This window comes from Pseudoflavonifractor sp. AF19-9AC (assembly GCF_003478995.1).
In the GTDB taxonomy this organism is placed as follows: Bacteria; Bacillota; Clostridia; order Oscillospirales; family Oscillospiraceae; genus Lawsonibacter.
In genome coordinates, this window is record NZ_QUGI01000003.1 from 258420 (window position 1) to 276917 (window position 18498).

General features: G+C 62.6%; 21 protein-coding genes. 2 read left to right on the forward strand and 19 right to left on the reverse strand.

Going from position 1 to position 18498, the window contains the following annotated elements:
• Positions 1-37 precede the first annotated feature (37 nt).
• From glsA to acpP, 14 genes are all read right to left on the reverse strand, one after another.
• A complete protein-coding gene (gene glsA / locus DWX58_RS06820; RefSeq protein ID WP_118642283.1) occupies positions 38-955 on the reverse strand; it encodes a glutaminase A in 918 nt (305 codons plus the stop codon).
• A 118-nt stretch (positions 956-1073) separates the two neighbouring features.
• A complete protein-coding gene (locus DWX58_RS06825) occupies positions 1074-2492 on the reverse strand; it encodes a sodium-dependent transporter (protein ID WP_118642285.1) in 1419 nt (472 codons plus the stop codon).
• 178 nt (positions 2493-2670) lie between these two features.
• Positions 2671-3111, reverse strand: a complete 441-nt coding sequence (locus DWX58_RS06830) for a MarR family winged helix-turn-helix transcriptional regulator (protein WP_118642287.1) — start codon at positions 3109-3111, stop codon at positions 2671-2673.
• 46 nt (positions 3112-3157) lie between these two features.
• Positions 3158-3604: a 3-hydroxyacyl-ACP dehydratase FabZ gene (fabZ, locus tag DWX58_RS06835; protein WP_118642289.1), complete on the reverse strand. Its 447-nt coding sequence runs from the start codon at positions 3602-3604 to the stop codon at positions 3158-3160.
• A 3-nt stretch (positions 3605-3607) separates the two neighbouring features.
• Positions 3608-4849 carry a beta-ketoacyl-ACP synthase II gene (gene fabF, locus DWX58_RS06840; RefSeq protein WP_118642291.1) on the reverse strand — a complete coding sequence of 414 codons (1242 nt, stop codon included), beginning with the start codon at positions 4847-4849 and terminating at the stop codon, positions 3608-3610.
• Positions 4850-4861: 12 nt separating this feature from the next.
• Entirely contained in the window at positions 4862-5605 is a 744-nt protein-coding gene (fabG, locus tag DWX58_RS06845) for a 3-oxoacyl-[acyl-carrier-protein] reductase (RefSeq protein WP_118642293.1), read from the reverse strand.
• Positions 5602-6537, reverse strand: a complete 936-nt coding sequence (fabD, locus tag DWX58_RS06850; RefSeq protein ID WP_118642295.1) for an ACP S-malonyltransferase — start codon at positions 6535-6537, stop codon at positions 5602-5604. Before fabD ends, fabG begins: the two co-directional genes overlap by 4 nt.
• Positions 6534-7472: a nitronate monooxygenase gene (locus DWX58_RS06855; protein ID WP_118642297.1), complete on the reverse strand. Its 939-nt coding sequence runs from the start codon at positions 7470-7472 to the stop codon at positions 6534-6536. Before DWX58_RS06855 ends, fabD begins: the two co-directional genes overlap by 4 nt.
• A gap of 52 nt (positions 7473-7524) precedes the next feature.
• Positions 7525-8463, reverse strand: a complete 939-nt coding sequence (locus DWX58_RS06860; RefSeq protein WP_118642299.1) for a beta-ketoacyl-ACP synthase III — start codon at positions 8461-8463, stop codon at positions 7525-7527.
• Positions 8460-9284 carry an acetyl-CoA carboxylase carboxyltransferase subunit alpha gene (locus DWX58_RS06865; protein ID WP_118642301.1) on the reverse strand — a complete coding sequence of 275 codons (825 nt, stop codon included), beginning with the start codon at positions 9282-9284 and terminating at the stop codon, positions 8460-8462. The genes DWX58_RS06860 and DWX58_RS06865 overlap by 4 nt, the downstream gene beginning before the upstream one ends.
• A complete protein-coding gene (accD, locus tag DWX58_RS06870; RefSeq protein ID WP_243093295.1) occupies positions 9281-10135 on the reverse strand; it encodes an acetyl-CoA carboxylase, carboxyltransferase subunit beta in 855 nt (284 codons plus the stop codon). Before accD ends, DWX58_RS06865 begins: the two co-directional genes overlap by 4 nt.
• Positions 10132-11529, reverse strand: a complete 1398-nt coding sequence (gene accC / locus DWX58_RS06875; protein ID WP_118642303.1) for an acetyl-CoA carboxylase biotin carboxylase subunit — start codon at positions 11527-11529, stop codon at positions 10132-10134. The genes accD and accC overlap by 4 nt, the downstream gene beginning before the upstream one ends.
• A 2-nt stretch (positions 11530-11531) precedes the next feature.
• A complete protein-coding gene (gene accB, locus DWX58_RS06880; protein ID WP_118642305.1) occupies positions 11532-11978 on the reverse strand; it encodes an acetyl-CoA carboxylase biotin carboxyl carrier protein in 447 nt (148 codons plus the stop codon).
• A gap of 30 nt (positions 11979-12008) precedes the next feature.
• A complete protein-coding gene (acpP, locus tag DWX58_RS06885; protein ID WP_147382246.1) occupies positions 12009-12245 on the reverse strand; it encodes an acyl carrier protein in 237 nt (78 codons plus the stop codon).
• A gap of 276 nt (positions 12246-12521) precedes the next feature.
• On the opposite strand from acpP, the gene DWX58_RS06890 reads away from it, so the two are divergent.
• Both DWX58_RS06890 and DWX58_RS06895 read left to right on the forward strand, forming a co-directional pair.
• The gene (locus DWX58_RS06890) at positions 12522-13787 is read left to right on the forward strand and encodes a putative DNA modification/repair radical SAM protein (protein WP_118642307.1); all 1266 of its coding nucleotides are present in this window, start codon (positions 12522-12524) and stop codon (positions 13785-13787) included.
• A 13-nt stretch (positions 13788-13800) separates the two neighbouring features.
• Positions 13801-14604 (forward strand): TIGR03915 family putative DNA repair protein, encoded by an 804-nt coding sequence (locus tag DWX58_RS06895; protein ID WP_118642309.1) that lies wholly within the window; start codon positions 13801-13803, stop codon positions 14602-14604.
• Positions 14605-14649: 45 nt separating this feature from the next.
• Here DWX58_RS06895 and DWX58_RS06900 read toward each other — a convergent pair whose 3' ends face one another.
• The 5 genes from DWX58_RS06900 to DWX58_RS06920 form a co-directional block, all read right to left on the reverse strand.
• Positions 14650-14970, reverse strand: coding sequence for a YerC/YecD family TrpR-related protein (locus DWX58_RS06900; protein WP_118642311.1), 321 nt, complete (start codon positions 14968-14970; stop codon positions 14650-14652).
• Positions 14971-15072: 102 nt separating this feature from the next.
• Positions 15073-15642 (reverse strand): peptidoglycan-binding protein, encoded by a 570-nt coding sequence (locus DWX58_RS06905; protein WP_118642313.1) that lies wholly within the window; start codon positions 15640-15642, stop codon positions 15073-15075.
• Entirely contained in the window at positions 15639-16883 is a 1245-nt protein-coding gene (locus tag DWX58_RS06910; protein ID WP_118642315.1) for a peptidoglycan-binding protein, read from the reverse strand. The genes DWX58_RS06905 and DWX58_RS06910 overlap by 4 nt, the downstream gene beginning before the upstream one ends.
• 8 nt (positions 16884-16891) lie before the next feature.
• Entirely contained in the window at positions 16892-17287 is a 396-nt protein-coding gene (locus DWX58_RS06915; RefSeq protein ID WP_118642317.1) for a spore cortex-lytic protein, read from the reverse strand.
• A 137-nt stretch (positions 17288-17424) separates the two neighbouring features.
• Complete coding sequence (locus DWX58_RS06920) at positions 17425-18438, reverse strand: NAD(P)H-dependent glycerol-3-phosphate dehydrogenase (RefSeq protein WP_118642319.1); 1014 nt, start codon at positions 18436-18438, stop codon at positions 17425-17427.
• Between the last annotated feature and the right edge of the window lie 60 nt (positions 18439-18498).

Consider the following 18498-nt stretch of genomic DNA (forward strand, 5'->3'; position numbering starts at 1 on the left):
GACCGGTTTTTTATCTGCCAAACAGAAAATCCTTCTCTCAAAAGATGCTCAGATACATCCGTTCAGACAATTGTTTCAGCAGCTGGATACCAGCCAGACTGTTTCCCTTTTCATCCAAAGCTGGGGCATAAATGCCAATGCCCATCCGGGTGGGCACCACAGCCATGATGCCTCCGCCCACTCCGCTTTTAGCGGGAACCCCCACATCCACGGCGAAGTTGCCCGACCCGTCGTACATACCGCAGGTCATAAGGACCGCATTCACATAGTGGGCATACCGGGCAGAGAATATCCGTTCCTCCGTCTGAGGCAGCTTGCCCCGATTGGCCAGCACAAAGGCGATGCGGGCCAGGTCCCGGCTGTTCACCGACATGGAACAGGCCTTGAAGTAGCAGTCCAGAACTTCCTCCACGTCATCCTCGATCATGCCGTTGCTCTTGAGCAGGTAGGCCAGGGCCCGGTTTTTGCTCCCCGTACGCTTCTCCGAGTGATAGACCGCCTCGTCCACCTGGATCTCCGGATCTCCGGCCAGCTTTCGGGTCAGTTCCAGCACCCGCCGGAACTTCTCCTCATAGGTCTCTCCCCGGATCAGGGTACACATAGCGATGGCTCCCATGTTCACCATGGGGTTCAGGTGGTCGCTGTGCAGGGTCTGGTCCGTCACATTGATGGCGTCAAAGGGCTTGCCTGTGGCCTCCACCCCTACCCGGGCGTGGACATACTCCTCCCCATTGTCCATAAGGGCCTGCAGCAGCAGGATAGGCTTTACCACGCTCTGAATGGTAAAGCGCTTTTGGGCATCCCCCGATTGGTAGCACCGCCCGTCACTGCTGAGCACACAGATTCCCAGATCCGCCGGATTCGATTTCGCCAGCTCCGGAATATAAGTAGCCACCTTTCCCTGAGTGGTAAAGGGACGGCACTCCTCCAACAGCTTGTCCAGCAATTCTTCCATTGCTTCCATTCCTCCACTTTTCCAGTCTGGTTCGGTTCATTTTACGGTCTGTGCCTCTGTTTGTCAACTAAAAAAGCCACCGTCGAAGGATTCGGCGGTGACTTTTTTCTTCTTAATCTTATGCTCCAAACAGAGCGCTCAGCTGCTGCCAAATTTTGAACTTGTCGTTGTAGCCAAAGACAAAAATGATGAGCATGATGATGGGCAGGATATAGGTCACATAGAACCGCACCCACCGGGGGAACTTCAGACCGGAACCCGTGTTGGCCTCCGCCAGGAAGCTTTCCCAGCCCCAGCCGCGGCGGCTGACGCAGAAGAGCAGATAGACCAGAGAGCCCAGGGGCAACAGATTGTTGCTGACGATGAAGTCCTCCAGGTCCATCACGCCGCTGTTCGCACCGAAGGGCTGGAATCCAGAGAGCACATTGAAGCCCAGCAGGCAGGGCAAGGACAGGATAATAATGGCCACCGTGTTGATGGCCACCGCCTTTTTGCGGCTCCAGCCCCACTTGTCAATGCAGAAGGAGAGGATGTTCTCGAATACAGCAATGACGGTGGACAGGGCGGCAAAGGACATAAACACAAAGAACAAAGCACCCCACACTCGGCCCATAGGCATGGCGTTGAAGACATTGGGCAGGGTGATGAAGATGAGGTTGGGGCCGGAGTCAGGGGACACGTCAAAGGCAAAGCAGGCAGGGAAAATAATGAGACCCGCGGTAAAGGCCACAAAGGTGTCCAGCACACCCACCCGAACGGCCTCACCAGCCAGGGAGTGCTCCTTGCCAATGTAGCTGCCGAAGATGGCCAAGGCACCGATGCCCAGAGACAGGGTGAAGAAGGCCTGTCCCATGGCGGCATACACCGCCTCGCCCAGGATGAAGTTGCCCTCGGCATCATAGGTCAGGTTGTGGAAGTTGGGCATGAGGTAGAACTTCAGACCCTCGCCGGCCCCCTCCAGCAAAATGGAGTTGACCGCCAGCACCACCATCAGGGCCAGCAGGCAGAGCATCATCACCTTGGTGACCTTCTCCACGCCGTTCTGCAGGCCCTGGGAGCAGATGAGCATGCACAGCACCACCACGATGACCATAAAGACGGCCATCAGGCCGGGCTGGCCCATAAGAGCGCTGAACTCATTGCCCACACCGGCGGTGTCCAGACCCACAAAGTCGCCCTTGGCCATCTTGAAGAAGTACAGCAGCAGCCATCCGGCGATGGTGGTGTAGTACATCATGAGCAGATAATTGCCTGCAATGCCGAACCAGCTGTAAATATGCCACTTGGTCCCCTTGGGCTCAAGAGCATGGAAGGACAGGGCAATGCTCTTCTGGCTGGCACGGCCCACGGAAAACTCCATGACCATGACCGGAAGGCCCATGATCACCAGAAACAGCAGATAGATCAGCACGAAGGCCGCGCCGCCGTACTGTCCTGTAATATAGGGGAAGCGCCACACGTTGCCCAAGCCGATGGCACACCCCGCAGAGATGAGCAGGAAGCCCAACCGCGAGGAAAAGCTCTCCCGTTTTTCCATAAAACAAAACACTTCCTTTCCCGGCGCCGCTTTCGCCGCGCCGCACACAATGCTTTATTGTACTCGTTTTTTCCCCAACGGTCAATGCAATTTTCCGATCCTTTTCGCCGAAGATTCCTTGCATGAAACAGGGCGCGCCTGCATCCTCGCGGCGCGCCCTGCACGGATTCAAATCGGTTTACTTCAGCTCCACTTCCGGCATCAGCTCCTGGCCTACCACCTGGAGCATACGGTCCAGCTCCACTGCCTCTTCCTGGGTGAAACGAGTCTTGACCCGATCCATAACCTCTTTCAGGTAGTTGCTGCTGATGTTGTAATATTCCATATACTTCTTGGTAGGACGCAGGTGATATTCCCGCCGGTCATGGGAGGACTGTACCTTCTCCACATACCCCTTTTGAATGAGGTTGTTTACCTTATAGGCGGCATTGGGCGAGGAGATGTGGACAAAGGAGGCAAATTCATTGATGGTCGGCTCCTTCAGGGCCAGAATAATCTCCATACAGAAGGTCTCCACCGCCGTCAGGCTGGCCTCCCGGTTCTGGAACCGAGAAAAGATCTCCTGGTAAAAATGCAGTTTAAATTTGGTGTACACCTGAGAAAAGCTCTCCTCCAGCATTGCGATTCCTCCTCTCGCCTTTCCAGTATAACAAACTCGAACCAGCTCAGCAAGAGGCACTTGGTCTGTCGGTCAGGGCGAAGGTCAGCTCCGCCTTACAGGCCGTCTTTCCGTTTACCTTGGCCGTGGCCGTCCCGAAGCCCACCGGGCCCCAGCGGGTGGTCAGCTCGCACTCCAGTTCCAGCACGTCCCCGGGACGCACCTGCTGCTTGAAGCGGGCATTCTTGATGCCCCCGAAGAGGGCCAGCTTGCCCTTGTTCTCCTCTTCGGTGAGAATAGCCACCGCACCCACCTGGGCCAGAGCCTCGATGATGAGGACACCGGGCATCACCTTGAAGCCGGGAAAGTGGCCCTGGAAGAAGGGCTCGTTGGCGGTGACGCACTTAATGCCCTTGGCACTCTGGCCGGGGGTGCACTCCACGATCTTATCCACCAGCAGGAAGGGATAGCGGTGGGGCAGCAGCTGCTCAATCTGGTCAATATTCAGCTCCATCGTTTACTCCTCCCACTTCTTCAGCACAATGGCAGCGTTGTGGCCACCAAAGCCCAGAGAGTTGGACAGGGCCACCCGCACATCCGCCTTGCGGCCCTCATTGGGCACCACGTCCAGATCACAGGCGGGGTCGGGCACCTGATAGCCGATGGTGGCGGGGACAAAGCCGTCCTTCAGGGTCATGGCGGTGAAGATGGCCTCCACCGCGCCGGCGGCTCCCAGCAGGTGGCCGGTCATGGACTTGGTAGAGCTGACCATCATCTTACCGGCGTGATCGCCGAAGGTGGTGTGGATGGCGGCAGTCTCACAGGAGTCGTTCATGGAGGTGGAGGTGCCGTGGGCGTTGATATAGTCCACCGCATCGGGGGCAATGCCGGCGTCGGCCAGAGCCAGGGCCATGCAGGCCGCACCGCCTGCGCCGCCGGGGGCGGGAGCGGTGATGTGGTGGGCGTCACAGTTGGCGCCGTAGCCGATGACCTCGGCGTAGATCTTGGCGTTCCGGGCCTTGGCGTGCTCATACTCCTCCAGCACCAGGATGCCGGCGCCCTCGCCCATAACAAAGCCGGAGCGCTCCGCGTCAAAGGGGATGGAGGCCCGCTTGGGGTCCTGGCTCTCAGACAGGGCCTTCATGGAGGTGAAGCCACCCATGGCCAGGGGAGCGATGGCAGCCTCGGCGCCGCCGCAGAGCATCACTTCGGCATAGCCGTCCCGGATGTGGCGGAAGGCGTCGCCCACCGCATTGGTACCGCCGGCGCAGGCCGTGACCACGCAGGTGCACATGCCCTTGAAGCCATAGCGGATGGCCATGTGGCCTGCCGCCATGTTAGAGATGATCATGGGGATGACAAAGGGAGACACGGAGTCAAAGCCCCGGGCCAGGCCCCGCTCATAGGCGTCGCCCACCGTCTCGAAGCCGCCGATGCCGCTGGAGCAGATGACGCCGCAGCGATCCAGGTCCAGCTTCTCTCTTTCCAGTCCGCTGTCCTGCATGGCCTCCTCAGCGGCCACCAGGGCCAGCTGGCTGAAGCGGTCCATCCGCTTACACTCCCGCTTGCCCAGGATGCCCTCGGCGTCCAGATTTTTTACCTCACCAGCCAGCTTCACCTTCATGTTGGAGATGTCATAGCGGGTGATGGGACCGATGCCGCACACGCCGTCCTTGGCGGCCTGCCAGCTCTCCGCCACCGAGTTGCCGATGGGGTTGACGGTGCCCATGCCGGTAATAACCACTCTGCGTTTTTCCATATCGTTCACCTCTCAAACCGCCATGCCGCCGTCCACACACAGCACCTGGCCGGTGATGTAGGCAGATTCGGGCCGGGCAAAGAAAACCACCGCCCGGGCCACATCCTCGGGCGCGCCGGGTTTCCCCATGGGGATAGTGGTGAGCATGGCGTTTTTGGCGTTCTCGGGCAACACGGAGGTCATATCCGTGTCGATGAAGCCGGGGGCCACCGCATTGACGGTGACGCCACGGGTGGCCAGCTCCTTGGCGGCCGACTTGGTGAGGCCCAGGATGCCCGCCTTGCTGGCCGAATAGCTGGTCTGGCCGGCGTTGCCCCGCAGGCCCACCACGCTGCTCATGCTGATGATGCGGCCGTAGCGCTGGCGCATCATCACCTTGGAGGCGGCCTTCATGCAGAAGTAGGCCCCCTTCAGGTTGGTGTCCAGCACCTTGTCAAAGTCCTCCGCCTTGGCGGTCATCAGCAGGCCGTCCCGGGTAATGCCCGCGTTGTTGACCAGGATATCCAGGTGTCCGAAGCGATCCTTCACCGCCTTAACTAGCTCCTCACAGGCGGCGGGATCGGCCACGTCGGCCTGGAAGGCCTCGGCCTCCACGCCCAGAGCCCGGCAGGCCTCCACCGTCTCCAGAGCGGCCTGCTCGTTTCCGGCGTAGTTCACGGCCACGCTGGCTCCCTGTCGGGCCAGCTCCAGGCAGATGGCCCGACCGATGCCCCGGCTTCCGCCGGTCACCAGGGCCACAGATTCCTTCATGGTCATAGGGCTTCTCCTTTCAGCGCCGCCGTCACCTTGACAAAGTTCTCGGCGGTATCAATGTTGTAGGTCTTAATGGAGGGGGCGGTCTTCTTCACAAAGGAAGAGAGGGTCTTGCCCGGCCCGATCTCCACGATGGTGTCAATGCCGTCCGCCTCCATGGCGCGGATGGTGTCCTCCCAGTAGACGGAGGACTGGACCTGGCGCTCCAGCAGGGCGGGAATGGTGTCCCCCTCCCCCATGGGCGCGCCCTTGCAGTTGAAGTAGACGGGCAGAGACATCTTGCCAAAGCAGATTTTTGTGAAGTGCTCGGCCAGCACGTCCCCGGCGGGCTTCATGAGCCCGGTGTGGAAGGGGCCGCTCACCTTCAGGGGCATACAGCGCTTGGCGCCCAGCTCGCGGGCCAGCTCCCCAGCCTTGTCCACCGCGGCCTTCTCGCCGCTGATGACCAGCTGACCGGGGCAGTTGTAGTTGCAGATCTGGACGGTGCCCAGCTGGGAAGCCTCCTGGCAGGCCTGCTGCAGCTTCTCCCGGTCCAGGCCCAGCACGGCGGTCATGCCGCACTCCAGTCCCTTAGCGGCCTCCTCCATGGCCCGGCCCCGGAGGGCTACGGTCTGGAGGACGGTTTCCTTATCAAACACTCCGGCACAGTAGAGGGCGGAGTACTCGCCCAGGGAGAGGCCGGCCGCCGCCTGGGGGCGGATGCCCGCCTCAAAGAGCAGGTCGGTGACACCCATGGCGAAGGCCACCATGCAGGGCTGGGTGTAGCGGGTCTGAGAGAGCCGCTCCTCCGGCCCCTCAAAGCACATCTCCTTCACATCAAAGCCCGCATCTGCCCCGTCCAGCAGGGCGCGGAAGGAGGGGTACTGCTCGTAGAAGTCCCGGCCCATGCCCACCTTCTGGCTGCCCTGACCGGCGTAGACAATGGCCAGCTTCATGCGCCCACCTCCGCAGCCAGATTCTTGGCCTCGGTCTGGCAGTCATGCCACAGCTCCTCCAGAATAATCCGCAGGGGACGAATCTCGTGGAGCATGCCCGCCACCTGGCCGGCCATGAGGGAGCCGGTCTTGGTATCTCCGTCAAAGACGGCCCGGCGCAGGGAGCCCAGAGTGTACTTCTCCAGCTCCATCTTGTCGGCGCCCTCCCGCTCCTTGGCCAGGTACTCCCGGGCCATCTGGTTTTTCAGGATGCGCACCGGGGCGCCCACGGAGCGGCCGGTGACGGTGGTGTCGCTGTCCTTGGCCTTCAGCAGGGCCTGCTTGTAGTTCTCGTGGATGGGGCACTCCTGGCTCACCAGCAGGCAAGTGCCGATCTGGGCGCCGCAGGCGCCCAGGGCAAAGGCAGCGGCCAGCTGCCGTCCGCTGGCCACACCGCCGGCGGCAATGACGGGCAGGTCGGTCATGGCCTTCACCTGGGGGACCAGGGCCATGGTGGTCAGCTCGCCCACGTGGCCGCCGGACTCGGTGCCCTCCGCGATAAAACCGTCCACACCCAGAGGGGCCAGCCGGCGCACCAGAGCGGTGGCGGCCACCACGGGGAACACCTTGATGCCCGCCTCTTTCCAGACGGGGACATACTGGCTGGGGACGCCGGCGCCGGTGGTGACCACCTTCACGCCCTCCTCCACCACCACCTTGGCCATCTCGGGAGCAGCGGGGTTCATGAGCATGATGTTCACGCCGAAGGGCTTATCGGTGAGGGCCTTACAGCGGCGGATGTTCTCCCGCAGGGTGTCGGCATTCATGCCGCCCGCACCAATGAGGCCCAGGGCCCCGGCGTTGGACACGGCGGCGGCAAACTCGCCGGTGGCGATGTTGGCCATGCCGCCCTGGATCAGGGGGAACTCAGTCCCCAGCAATTCATTGAGTTTCATGCAACTTCTCTCCTTCAAGCAAGCGGCCAACCGGCCGACGAACGTTCTCTCTTTACCAACGCAGCAGAGCTCCGGCCCAGGTGAGGCCGCCGCCAAAGCCGACGGTGAGCACCCGCATGCCGCTCTTCAAAACGCCCTGCTTCACCAGCTCGTCCAGAGCCATGGGGATGCTGGCCGCCGAGGTATTGCCGTAGCGGTCCATATTCTTATAGAAGAGCCCCTCCCGGGCCTTCAGCTTCTTGGCCACGTGATCGATGATGCGGGCGTTGGCCTGATGGCAGACCACCAGGTCCAGGTCGTTGATGTCACAGCCCTCCTCCGCCAGCATCTGGCGGATGGACTGCTCCACCACCTCCACCGCAAAGCGGAAGACGGCCTTGCCCTCCATATGTACCGCAGAGGGCTCAGGGCCGGGGCCCTGGACCCAGATGCTCTCCGGGTCGCCCCGGGAGCCGAAGACGGTGTGCCAGCTGGCCTCCTCGTCCCGGCGGAGCACCGCGGCTCCCGCGCCGTCCCCGAAGAGGACGCAGGTGTTGCGGTCGGTCATGTCCAGCACCCGGCTGATGACCTCGCAGCCCACCAGCAGGGCGTAGGGCCTGGGGGCGTCGGAGAGCAGGGCGTGGGCCGTCTTCAGCCCGTAGAGGAAGCCGGCGCAGGCGGCGTTCAGGTCAAAGCAGACGGTGTCCTCCTTCATGCCCAGCTCCTTCTGGAGCATGCAGGCCATGGAGGGGCTGGCGTAGTCGGGGGTGAAGGTGGCCACCAGGCACACCCCGATGTCCTCCCCCTTCAGCCCCGCCCGCTCCAGGGCCTTCCGGGCGGCGCCCAGGGCCAGGTCGAGGCCGCTCTCGCCCTCACAGAAGTGGCGCTGGTGGATGCCGGTGCGGCTATATACCCACTCGTCGTTGGTGTCCACCTGCCGGCTCAGCTCCTGGTTGGTGACAATCCGCCGGGGCAGACACCGGCCGGTGGACAGGATTTTGGGTGCGCTCATGACTCCTCCTTCCCCGCCTGGGACAGACCCTGTCCCATGGCGCGGAACATTTGATAGCGCTGGCGGGCCAGCGCAGGCCCGCTGAGCTTGTCAAGGGCGGCCAGCTCCTTCTTCAGCGCGGCGTCCACCGTGCGGAAGGTGGCCTCCCAGTCGGTGTGGGCGCCGCCCTCGGGCTCTTTCAGGACACCCTGGACAATCCCGCCCCGGCGCAGGTCCTGGGCGGTGAGCTTCATCACCCCGCAGGCCTCCCCGCTGCGAGAGGAGTCCTTCCACAAAATGGAGGCAAAGCCCTCGGGAGACAGAACGGAGTAGACCGCGTGCTCCAGCATCAGCACCCGGTTGCCCACGGCCAGAGCCAGGGCACCGCCGCTGCCGCCCTCGCCGGTGACGATGGCGATGACAGGGACGGTGAGGGTACTCATAAGGGCCAGGCACTGGGCGATGGCCTCGCCCTGACCCCGCTCCTCCGCCTCTTTCCCGGGGTAGGCCCCGGGGGTGTCCACGAAGGTGATGATGGGCCGGCCGAACTTCTCCGCCTGTTTCATCAGGCGCTGGGCCTTCCGGTAGCCCTCGGGCCCGGGCATGCCGAAGTTGCAGTGGAGGTTTTCCTCCAGGCTCTTGCCCTTCCGGTGGCCCAGAACGGTGACGGGGCGGCCGTGGAACCGGGCGATGCCGCCCAGGATGCTGCCGTCCTCCCGGCACTGCCGGTCTCCCCGCTGCTCAAAGAAATCGGTGAACAGGGCCTGGATAAAGTCCGCCGTCCCGGGGCGGCCGGGATTGCGGGCGATTTTCACCTTTTCTTCCGGTGTGTATCGGCTCATGCCCGTCCCCCCTTCTCATGGAGCGCCAGCAGCTGGCTCAGCACGTGCCGCCACTGGTCCCGGGGCACAATCTGGTCCAGGAAGCCGTGGTCCAGCAGGTACTCGGCCCGCTGGAAGCCCTCGGGCAGCTTCTCTCCTATGGTCTGCTCAATGACCCGGGGACCGGCAAAGCCGATGAGGGCCCCGGGCTCCGAGAGCATAATATCTCCCAGGGAGGCAAAGCTGGCCGTCACCCCGCCGGTGGTGGGGTGGGTGAGGCAGGAGATGTAGAGCCCGCCCTTCTCCTGGAATCGGGTGATGGCAGCGGCAGTCTTGGCCATCTGCATGAGGGAGAAGATACCCTCCTGCATCCGGGCGCCGCCGCTGGCGGCAAAGATGATGAGGGGCAGCTTGTGACGCTGGGCGTACTCCGCCGCCCTTGTCACCTTCTCCCCCACTGCGGTGCCCATGCTGCCCATGAGGAAGCGGCCGTCCAGCACCACGAACACCGCCTTGTGGCGCTGCACCTGGCCCAGAGCGGCCACCGCCGCGTCCTTCAGGCCGGTGTCCCGCTCCAGACCCTGGAGCTTGTCGGCGTAGCCGGGGAAGTCCAGGGGGTCGGCGGGCTCCAGCTTCTCCTCCAGCTCCTGGAAGGAGCCAGGGTCCAAAATCATGGACAGGCGATAATAAGCCCCGATGGGGCTGTGATAACCACACCGGGGGCACACCTGCTTATTCCGGCTCCAGTCCAGGGCGGAGCTCTCCGCCCCGCAGCCGGGGCAGGCCTTGCGGCGGGTGGAGGTGATCCGCCCCTCCCGCATGGCCTGGTAGGTCAGCAGCCGATCCCGGCGCTGGGTGAAAAACTGATTCACAGCTGCTCCTTTCCTCCGGAGAGTTTGTCACAGGTCTTGGACAGCTCCAGCAGCTTCTCCAGATTGCTGTCCATGAAGCCGGTGTCGTAGCTTCCCTTGACAAACTCGCTGTCGTGCATGATCAGGTGGGCCAGAGAGGCGTTGGTGGGATAGCCCTCAATGACCAGCTCCTCCAGGCTGCGGCGCATCCGACGGATGGCCTCCAGCCGGGTGGGGGCATGGACCAGCACCTTGGCCACCAGAGAGTCGTAGTAGGGGGGCACCTCGTAGCCTCCGTAGAGGGCGGTGTCCACCCGGACGCCGGGTCCCCCAGGCAGATGGAGGAACTCCGTCTTGCCGGGGCAGGGCCGGAAGTCCTGCTCCGGGTCCTCGGCGTTGATGCGGCACTCGATGGCGTGGCCGGTCACATGGATGTCCTCCTGGGTGAAGGACAGGGGCAGGCCCGCGGCCACCCGCAGCTGCTCCTTCACCAGGTCCACTCCGGTGACCAGCTCGGTGACCGGGTGCTCCACCTGGATGCGGGTGTTCATCTCAATGAAGTAGAACTCTCCCTGGGGAGAGAGCACAAACTCCACCGTGCCCGCTCCCACATAGCCCGCGGCCTGGGCGGCGGCCACGGCGGCCGCTCCCATCTTCGCCCGCAGCTCGGGGTTCAGGGCCTTGGAGGGGGACTCCTCCACCAGCTTCTGTCGGCGGCGCTGGATGGAGCAGTCCCGCTCCCCCAGGTGGACCACATGGCCCTGGGTGTCCGCCATAATCTGAAACTCAATGTGCCGGGGGTTGAGGACCAGCTTTTCCAGGTACATCTCCCCGTTACCGAAGCAGGCGATGGCCTCGGCCTGGGCGGCCTTGTAGGCCCCCTCCAGCTCCTCGGGGGCGTCCACCTGGCGCATGCCCCGGCCTCCGCCGCCGGCGGAGGCCTTGAGGAGGACGGGGTAGCCCACCTGCTCAGCCAGCTGCTTGGCCTGCTTGACCCCCTTCAGAGGGCCGTCGGAGCCGGGCACCACCGGCACCCCCGCCTGCTGGGCCAGGGTGCGGGCGGCCGCCTTGCTGCCCATGCGGCGGATGACGTCCCCGGAGGGACCGATGTACTTGAGACCCGCCTTGATGCAGCGGTCGGCGAAGTCCGGGTTCTCCGACAGAAAGCCGTAGCCCGGGTGGAGGGCGTCACAGCCGGTGGCCTTAGCCGCCGACAGCAGGGCGTCCTGGTTTAAGTAGCTGTCCGCCGCCCGGGCCGGGCCGATGCACAGGGACCGAGTGGCCAGCTGGGCGTGGAGGGCACTCTCGTCGGCGGTAGAGTAGACCGCCACCGTCTCGATGTCCAGCTCCCGGCAGGCCCGGATGATCCGCAGGGCAATCTCCCCCCGGTTGGCGATAAGTACGCGCTTGAGCATGGTTACACCCTCCGAATCCGGAACAGGGGCTGGCCGAAGCCCACGGCCTCGCCGTCCCGGCCCAGAACCTCCTCCACCACGCAGTCGGCGGGGGCGGGGACCTCACTCATCATCTTCATGGCCTCGATGAGGCACAGGGTCTCCCCCTTCTTCACCTGTTTGCCCGGGGCGGCAAAGGGAGCCTCTCCGGGGGCGGGGGCGGCGTAGAAGACGCCCACCAGGGGGGCCTTCACCAGGTCCTCATCCCGAACCTGGGGAGCGGAGGCAGCGGGCTCCGCCTGAGCGGGAGCGGCAGCGGCTGTTGTCTGGACCACCGGGGCCGCCTGCATGACCACCGCCGGATTCTCCCGGCGCAGGGCCACCCGCTCATCCTTCTTCTGCCACTCCAGCTCCGTCAGCCCGGAGGCGGCAAAGCGCTCCATCAGGCTGTATAATTCCTGCAGTTCCATTGGAATGCCTCCTTCTCCCCTGCGGATTTCTTACTGCTTCTTGCTCTCGATGTAGGTCAGGATGTCCTGAACAGTCTGGATCTTGCCCATGTCCTCGTCGGCAATGCCCACGCCAAAGGCCTCCTCCAGAGCCAGGGACAGCTCCACGGCCTCCAGGGAGTCGGCGTCCAGATCCTCGAAGAGGTTGGTCTCCAGGGTGACCTGGTCGGCGTCGCAGCTCAGGGTGTTGACAATGATGTCACGTACATTCTCAAAATTGATATCCATAAATTAAATCTTCCTCTCAAAATAATTCAATCATTTTAGTTAAAATATTTTAGCTAAAATGCTTGATGTTATTATATGGGCTTTTCCCAAAAAGTCAAGGCAAATTTTGTCGGCCCCTCCAGGTTTGTCTGTTCTCACAGAGGAATTCGGCCCATCTCCGCCCTTTTTCGGCGCTCCGACCCTGTTTTGGGACTCTACCCCATTAATTTTCTCTTGACAGAAGAAACATTTGTTCTATAATTATGATACAAACGTTCTATCGAAGGAGGGAGTCCCTTGGAGCTGCTGGACAAGCTGAATATTCTGGCCGACGCCGCCAAGTACGATGCCGCCTGCACCTCCAGCGGCCTGGACCGGGCGGGGCGGCCGGGCACCATCGGCAGCACCATGCAGTGCGGCTGCTGCCACTCCTTCTCCGCCGATGGCCGGTGCATCTCCCTTTTGAAGGTGCTGCTCACCAACGTGTGCGTCTACGACTGTCAGTACTGCGTGAACCGCCGGTCCAACGATGTGCCCCGGGCCGCCTTTACCCCCAGGGAGCTGTGTGAGCTCACCATGGGCTTCTACCGCCGCAATTATATCGAGGGGCTGTTTCTCTCCTCCGCCGTGGCGGGCAATCCCGACCACACCACCGAGCAGATGATTGAGACCCTTCGGATTCTCCGGGAGGAGTACCGCTTCGGCGGCTACATCCACGCCAAGGCCATTCCCGGCGCCGACCCTCTGCTCACCCAGAGGTTGGGGCTTCTGGCCGATCGGATGAGCGTCAACATTGAGCTGCCCAGCTCCAAAAGCCTCTCCCTGCTGGCCCCGGACAAGAAAAAGGAGGCCATTCTGGCCCCCATGACTCAGATTCGGGACGGCATCTCTGTCTCCCGGCAGGAACTGAGGCTCTACCGCCACGCCCCCCGCTTTGCCCCCGCGGGGCAGTCCACCCAGATGATTGTGGGGGCCACCCAGGAGAGCGACCGTCAGATTCTCACCCTGACCCAGAGCCTCTATCAGAAGTTTCAGCTCAAGCGGGTCTTTTACTCCGCCTACATTCCCGTCTCCTCCAGCCCTCTCCTCCCCGCCCCCCATGGCTTTCAGCCGCCCCTGCTGCGGGAGCACCGGCTCTATCAGGCCGACTGGCTGCTGCGGTACTACCACTTCCGGGCGGAGGAGATTCTGGACGAGAGCCAGCCCAATCTGGACCCCCGGCTGGACCCCAAGTGCACCTGGGCCCTGCGCCATCTGGACTTCTTCCCGGTGGAGGTGAACCGTGCGGACTACGAGGCCCTGCTGCGGGTGCCCGGCATCGGGGTGAAAAGCGCCCGGCGGATTCTCACCGCCCGGCGGGTGGGTCCTCTCACCTTTGAGGGGCTCAAGCGGCTGGGAGTGGTGCTGAAGCGGGCCCAGTACTTCCTCACCTGCTCCGGGCGGGTGATGGCCGGCCTGCGGGTCAATGAGGACGGCCTGCTGCGCCACCTGCTGGCCCTGGAGGCCCCCGCTCTGGCGACCGCGGTGCCGGAGCAGCTGTCCCTGTTCGTCCCCGGCTCTTAGGAGGTACCCATCCATGGTTCAAACCCAAGTCTGCTGCCGCTATGACGGCACCTTCGCCGGCTTTCTCTCCTGCGTATTCGAGTGTTATGTCAACAAAGAGGAGCCGGTGGAGTTCTACACCCAGGAGGACGAGCGCCTGTCCCTCTACCCTGAGCGGGTCATTCCCACCCGGCGGGACCGGGCAGAACGGGTGTACCGCTCCCTGGCGGCCAAGTTCGGCCCGGCGGGGCAGAGGCTGGTGACCCGGGGCTTTCTCACCTGCCTGGAGAACCGGGAGGTGTGGCTATGGCAGCTCATTCTGTTGGGCTACCGCCGGGGGCCCGTCGTCACCCGGGATCTCACCCACCCAGTGGTCCACCAGGTACAGAAGGCCGTCCGCCATTTGGAGCAGGAGGCCCACCTCTTCAAGGGCTTTGTCCGCTTCTCCCTGCTGGACGGGGTGCTGGTGGGAGAAATTGAGCCCAAGAACCGGGTGCTGCCCCTGCTCCGGCCCCACTTCTGCTCCCGCTATCCCCAGGAGGCCTTTCTCCTCTACGACCGCACCCACCGGGAGGGTCTGCTCCACCAGGGCGGGCGCTGGGCCATTGTCCCTCTGGAGGACTTCCAGATGGGCCGTCCAGGAGAGGAGGAGGCCCTCTACCGCCGCCTGTGGCGCTCCTTCTACGACACCATCGCCATTGAGGCGCGGTATAACCCCCGCTGCCGCATGACCCACATGCCCAAGCGCTATTGGGGGACCATGACGGAGTTTCAGCAGGAGGAGTCCTCCCCTCCGTCCCGCGCCCTGCCTCCGGACCTTCTGCCCGGCCGGGCATAAAAACAGCGGCCCGTAAAAACGGGCCGCTGTTCTGTTTCTCGTTTCTTATTCTGAAGGCTGGGAAGGTGTCTGGTTCGGGTAGATCCGTTCCAATACCATCTGGTACCCACCGGAGCCATAGCGCAGTTCCGTGTTGATGCGGGTAATGGTGGAGCTGCTCACCGGCACCTGACGGCGGATACTCTCGTAGGTGTTCCCCTCCGCCAGCAGCCGTGCCACCTGCATGCGCTGGGCGATGGCGCTCACTTCCTGCACGGTAAGCAGATCGCTGAAGAATGCATAGCACTCATCCAGATCCTTCAGAGTCAGAATTGCCTGAAACAGTGCATCCATTTCCTCGCTCCGCTTGACCTTAATTCGGGACATAACCAGGCCTCCTTGTTACCTTTTCAGTATTGCCCTGATTATATCAAAAAAATTCCTATTTGTCGAGTCTGGCAAAATCAGCGGTCTCTCTTCCGGGCCCACTCATCCCCAGCCGCCCAAAAAATTTGTTCTGGCCTCTGCCAGGCTTTTGACCACAAAGGCCTCATACAGACGGCTGAGCATATCCCAGGTCTGTCGGTCCAGCACTCCGGTCTCCGGCCGCCCGGAGGCCCGCTGCAGCCAGCGCACATTGTCCACCGACTCCGTTCCATGGACTGCGTCCACAGTATGGAGCGTGATGCCGGTAAAGTATCGGGCCAGCATCTGGAACATGGCTTGGGGCACCCCCAGAAAGTCCTGCTCCTCCCCCGGTTTTACGCTGCTTCGCTCCCCCGGAAAGGCTCGAAGGGGACGGGGCACCGTTTGCTCCCCCTCCAGGGCCAGCCAGCCGTCCCGGATGGCGTTCCAGGTCCCCCGGTCCACCACACCGGTCACCGGCAATTTCAGCTCCCGCTGCAGACGCATCACCGCCTCCAGGGTCTTTTCTCCAAAGACGCCGTCCACTGCCAGTTCCGGCAGCTTCGGATACCGCTGAGCCAACCGGCGCAGCATGTACTGAAGGCCCCGCACCGGCTGGGCCAGCAGTTCCCGTTCCATATCCTCCCGTATCATACCATCACCGCCTCCCGTCCATCTGTCTGCCCCAGCTTGAGCTCATACCCCGGATACTGCCCCAGGCGGGGCGTGTTTTCATACCCCTCACCCGCGGACCCCACCTCCGAGACGGAGGCCGGAACCGCTTGGGTGGCATTTCTGGGAAACTGGCTCATGTCCCGGCGCAGGTACAGATCGGCCTGGATGAAGTGGCGGTAGATGGAGTTCCAGGTGGCCGGTCCTACCACGCCGTCCACCGCCAGTCCGGCCATCTGCTGGTAGCTGCGCACTGCCCGGGTTGTGTTGGGGCCGAACACTCCATCCATCTGAAGGGGAGACAGGGAATTGTCAAACTCCGCCAGAAGAGCCAGCATATATTGCAGCACCTCCACTTCTGTCCCGGAGCTGCCCTCCCTCAAGATGCCCGGAAACTGGAACTGGACGGCAAAGAAGGTCTGTCCCTGGCTTACCAGCTCGGAGAGCCGGGTGACTCCCACGTAAAGGTAAACCATTTTATACCAGGTGGCCTTGCCCACAATCCCGTCGGGGGTGAGATTGAAAATCCGCTGAAACTCCTTCACCGCCGCCTCCGTATTTTCATCAAAGGCTCCGATGACCGGACGGATCTTGGGAATGGCGGGGTAATTCTGAGAAATCCGGTTGAGCATGGTCTGGACAATGACCACCTCCTGCCCCACCGAGCCCAGCCGAAGGGGTGTGCCCGGGTAGGAGCTCTGAATGTCCTGAATGGGGGCCTCCACCACCAGTTCAATGTTGTCCCCATAGTAGTAGCGCAGGATCTCCATGTCGTCGTAGCCCTCCTGGGCCAGACTCTGGCTGCCCCACTGGGACAGGCCGTCGCAGGTGGTGGTGGTGCCGTTGCAGAACTTGGCGGACAGAGGCTCCACGAATCCCTGGCGCCGGATGTAGTCGTTGAAAATCTCATCCACAATCTGGCTGATATTCTCAAAAATATTGCGGCCCCGGATGAATTTTTGATCGTAGGCCGTGGAGGCTGTGATCTGGAAGTCATAGCCCCGGCTGGGATAGAACTCCGTATAGACCCGGTTAAGGGCAAAAGAGATGATGGCCAGGACGTTGGCCCGGATGGCCGCCGGCTCCCAGGTGGGGTAAATCTCACTGGAAGCCACGTTTTTCACATAGTCCGGGAAGTTGACCGTCACATTTTCCGCCCACTGGTCCGGCGCACCCATGTGTACGGTAATGGTCCGGGGCACATAAGGAAGGATGGCAGGCATGGCTCACCTCACAGACTTTGAGAGGTGATGTCCCGCACATCCCGCTGCTGCAGGCTGCTCTCGCCCTCCGCCAGGGGGATCAGTTCCATCTCCTGCAGGGTCTCCACCCCCGGGAACACCTGAACTCCGTTGACCTGGAGCATCACATAACCCGGCTGCTCCGCCCACACACTGCACACTGCAAAGGCTGGTTCCCCCTCCGGGACGGGGTGGGTGCTCTCCCCCAGCGCCGGCGTGGGAATCTCCACCGGCTCAATGAGTCCGCTGCTGTCCGTGGCCTGCACGCTGAGCAGCCGATACTTGCCGTCCCGGTTCTGCTGCGTCACCACCACGGTGGCTCCCTCCAAGGGGAGCTCCGCCTGAGAGGTATATACCCTTACCCTCAGATTTCCTATGCTTGTCATAGTCCGTTCCTCCTGAGAAGCGGGAAGTTCCCGCCTTAGTTTCCGCCCCATCCTATGCCCCTGCCCCTCTCCTTGCTCCAAAGACAAAAAAGCACCGCCTGCCGCTCGGCAGACGGTGCTTTCGCATTTCTTTTATTTTACTGGGCCAGAGGCTCCCAGCTCTCGTCATGCTCGGAGCGCTTGGCACGGGTCATCAGGTCGGCCACCACACCATGTACGTCCCGGCCCTCGTAGAGCACCTCGTAGGCAGCCTGGGCAATAGGCATCTCCACCCCCGCCTTCTGGGCCAGGGTGCGGGCGTTGGCAGCGGCATAGTAGCCCTCCACCACCGCGCCGATCTCCTTCACAGCCTCCTCCACCGGCATACCCTGTCCGATGAGGATGCCGCAGCGGCGGTTGCGGGAGTGCATGGAGCAGCAGGTGACGATCAAATCACCCACACCGGCAAGGCCTGTAAAGGTCTCCTTCTTGCCGCCCAGTGCCACGCCCAGCCGGGCCATCTCCGCCAGGCCGCGGGTCATGAGCAGGGCCTTGGTGTTGTCTCCATAGCCCATGCCGTCGCAGCAGCCGGCGCACAGGGCGATGATATTCTTCAAAGCGGCACAAATCTCGGTGCCCACTTTGTCGTCGCTGGTATAGACACGGAAACGTTTGTTCATAAACGTGTCCTGCACCTTCTGGGCCACCGCCAGATCGTCGGCCGCAGCCACCACACCGGTGGGAATGTGCCGTCCCACCTCCTCGGCATGGGAGGGGCCGGAGAGGACCACCACGGGGCATTTGCCGTCCAGCTCCTGCTCGATCACCTGGCTCAGGCGCAGAGAGCTGTCCTTCTCAATGCCCTTGGACACGGAGACCACGATGGTACCCGGATCCATCAGGTTCTTCAGCTGAGCCGCCGTGCTGCGCACCGCGAAGGAGGGGGTGGCCAGAACCACCAGACCACAGCCCTTTACTGCCGCCAGATCGGTGGTAAACTTCAGTTCCTCAGGGAGAGGCACTCCCTTCAGCATGGGATTTTCATGAGTCTCCCGCAAAATTTTGGACTCCGCCTCATGATAGGACCACAGGGTAACGTCGTTGCCGTTTTCCAGCAGCAGCAGCGCCAGGGCCGTCCCCCAGCCGCCGCTTCCCACGACCGTGATTTTCATGGTCTGGACCTCCTTGTTGTTTATAATGGGCGGCACGGGGCCGCATATTACTGAAATGCT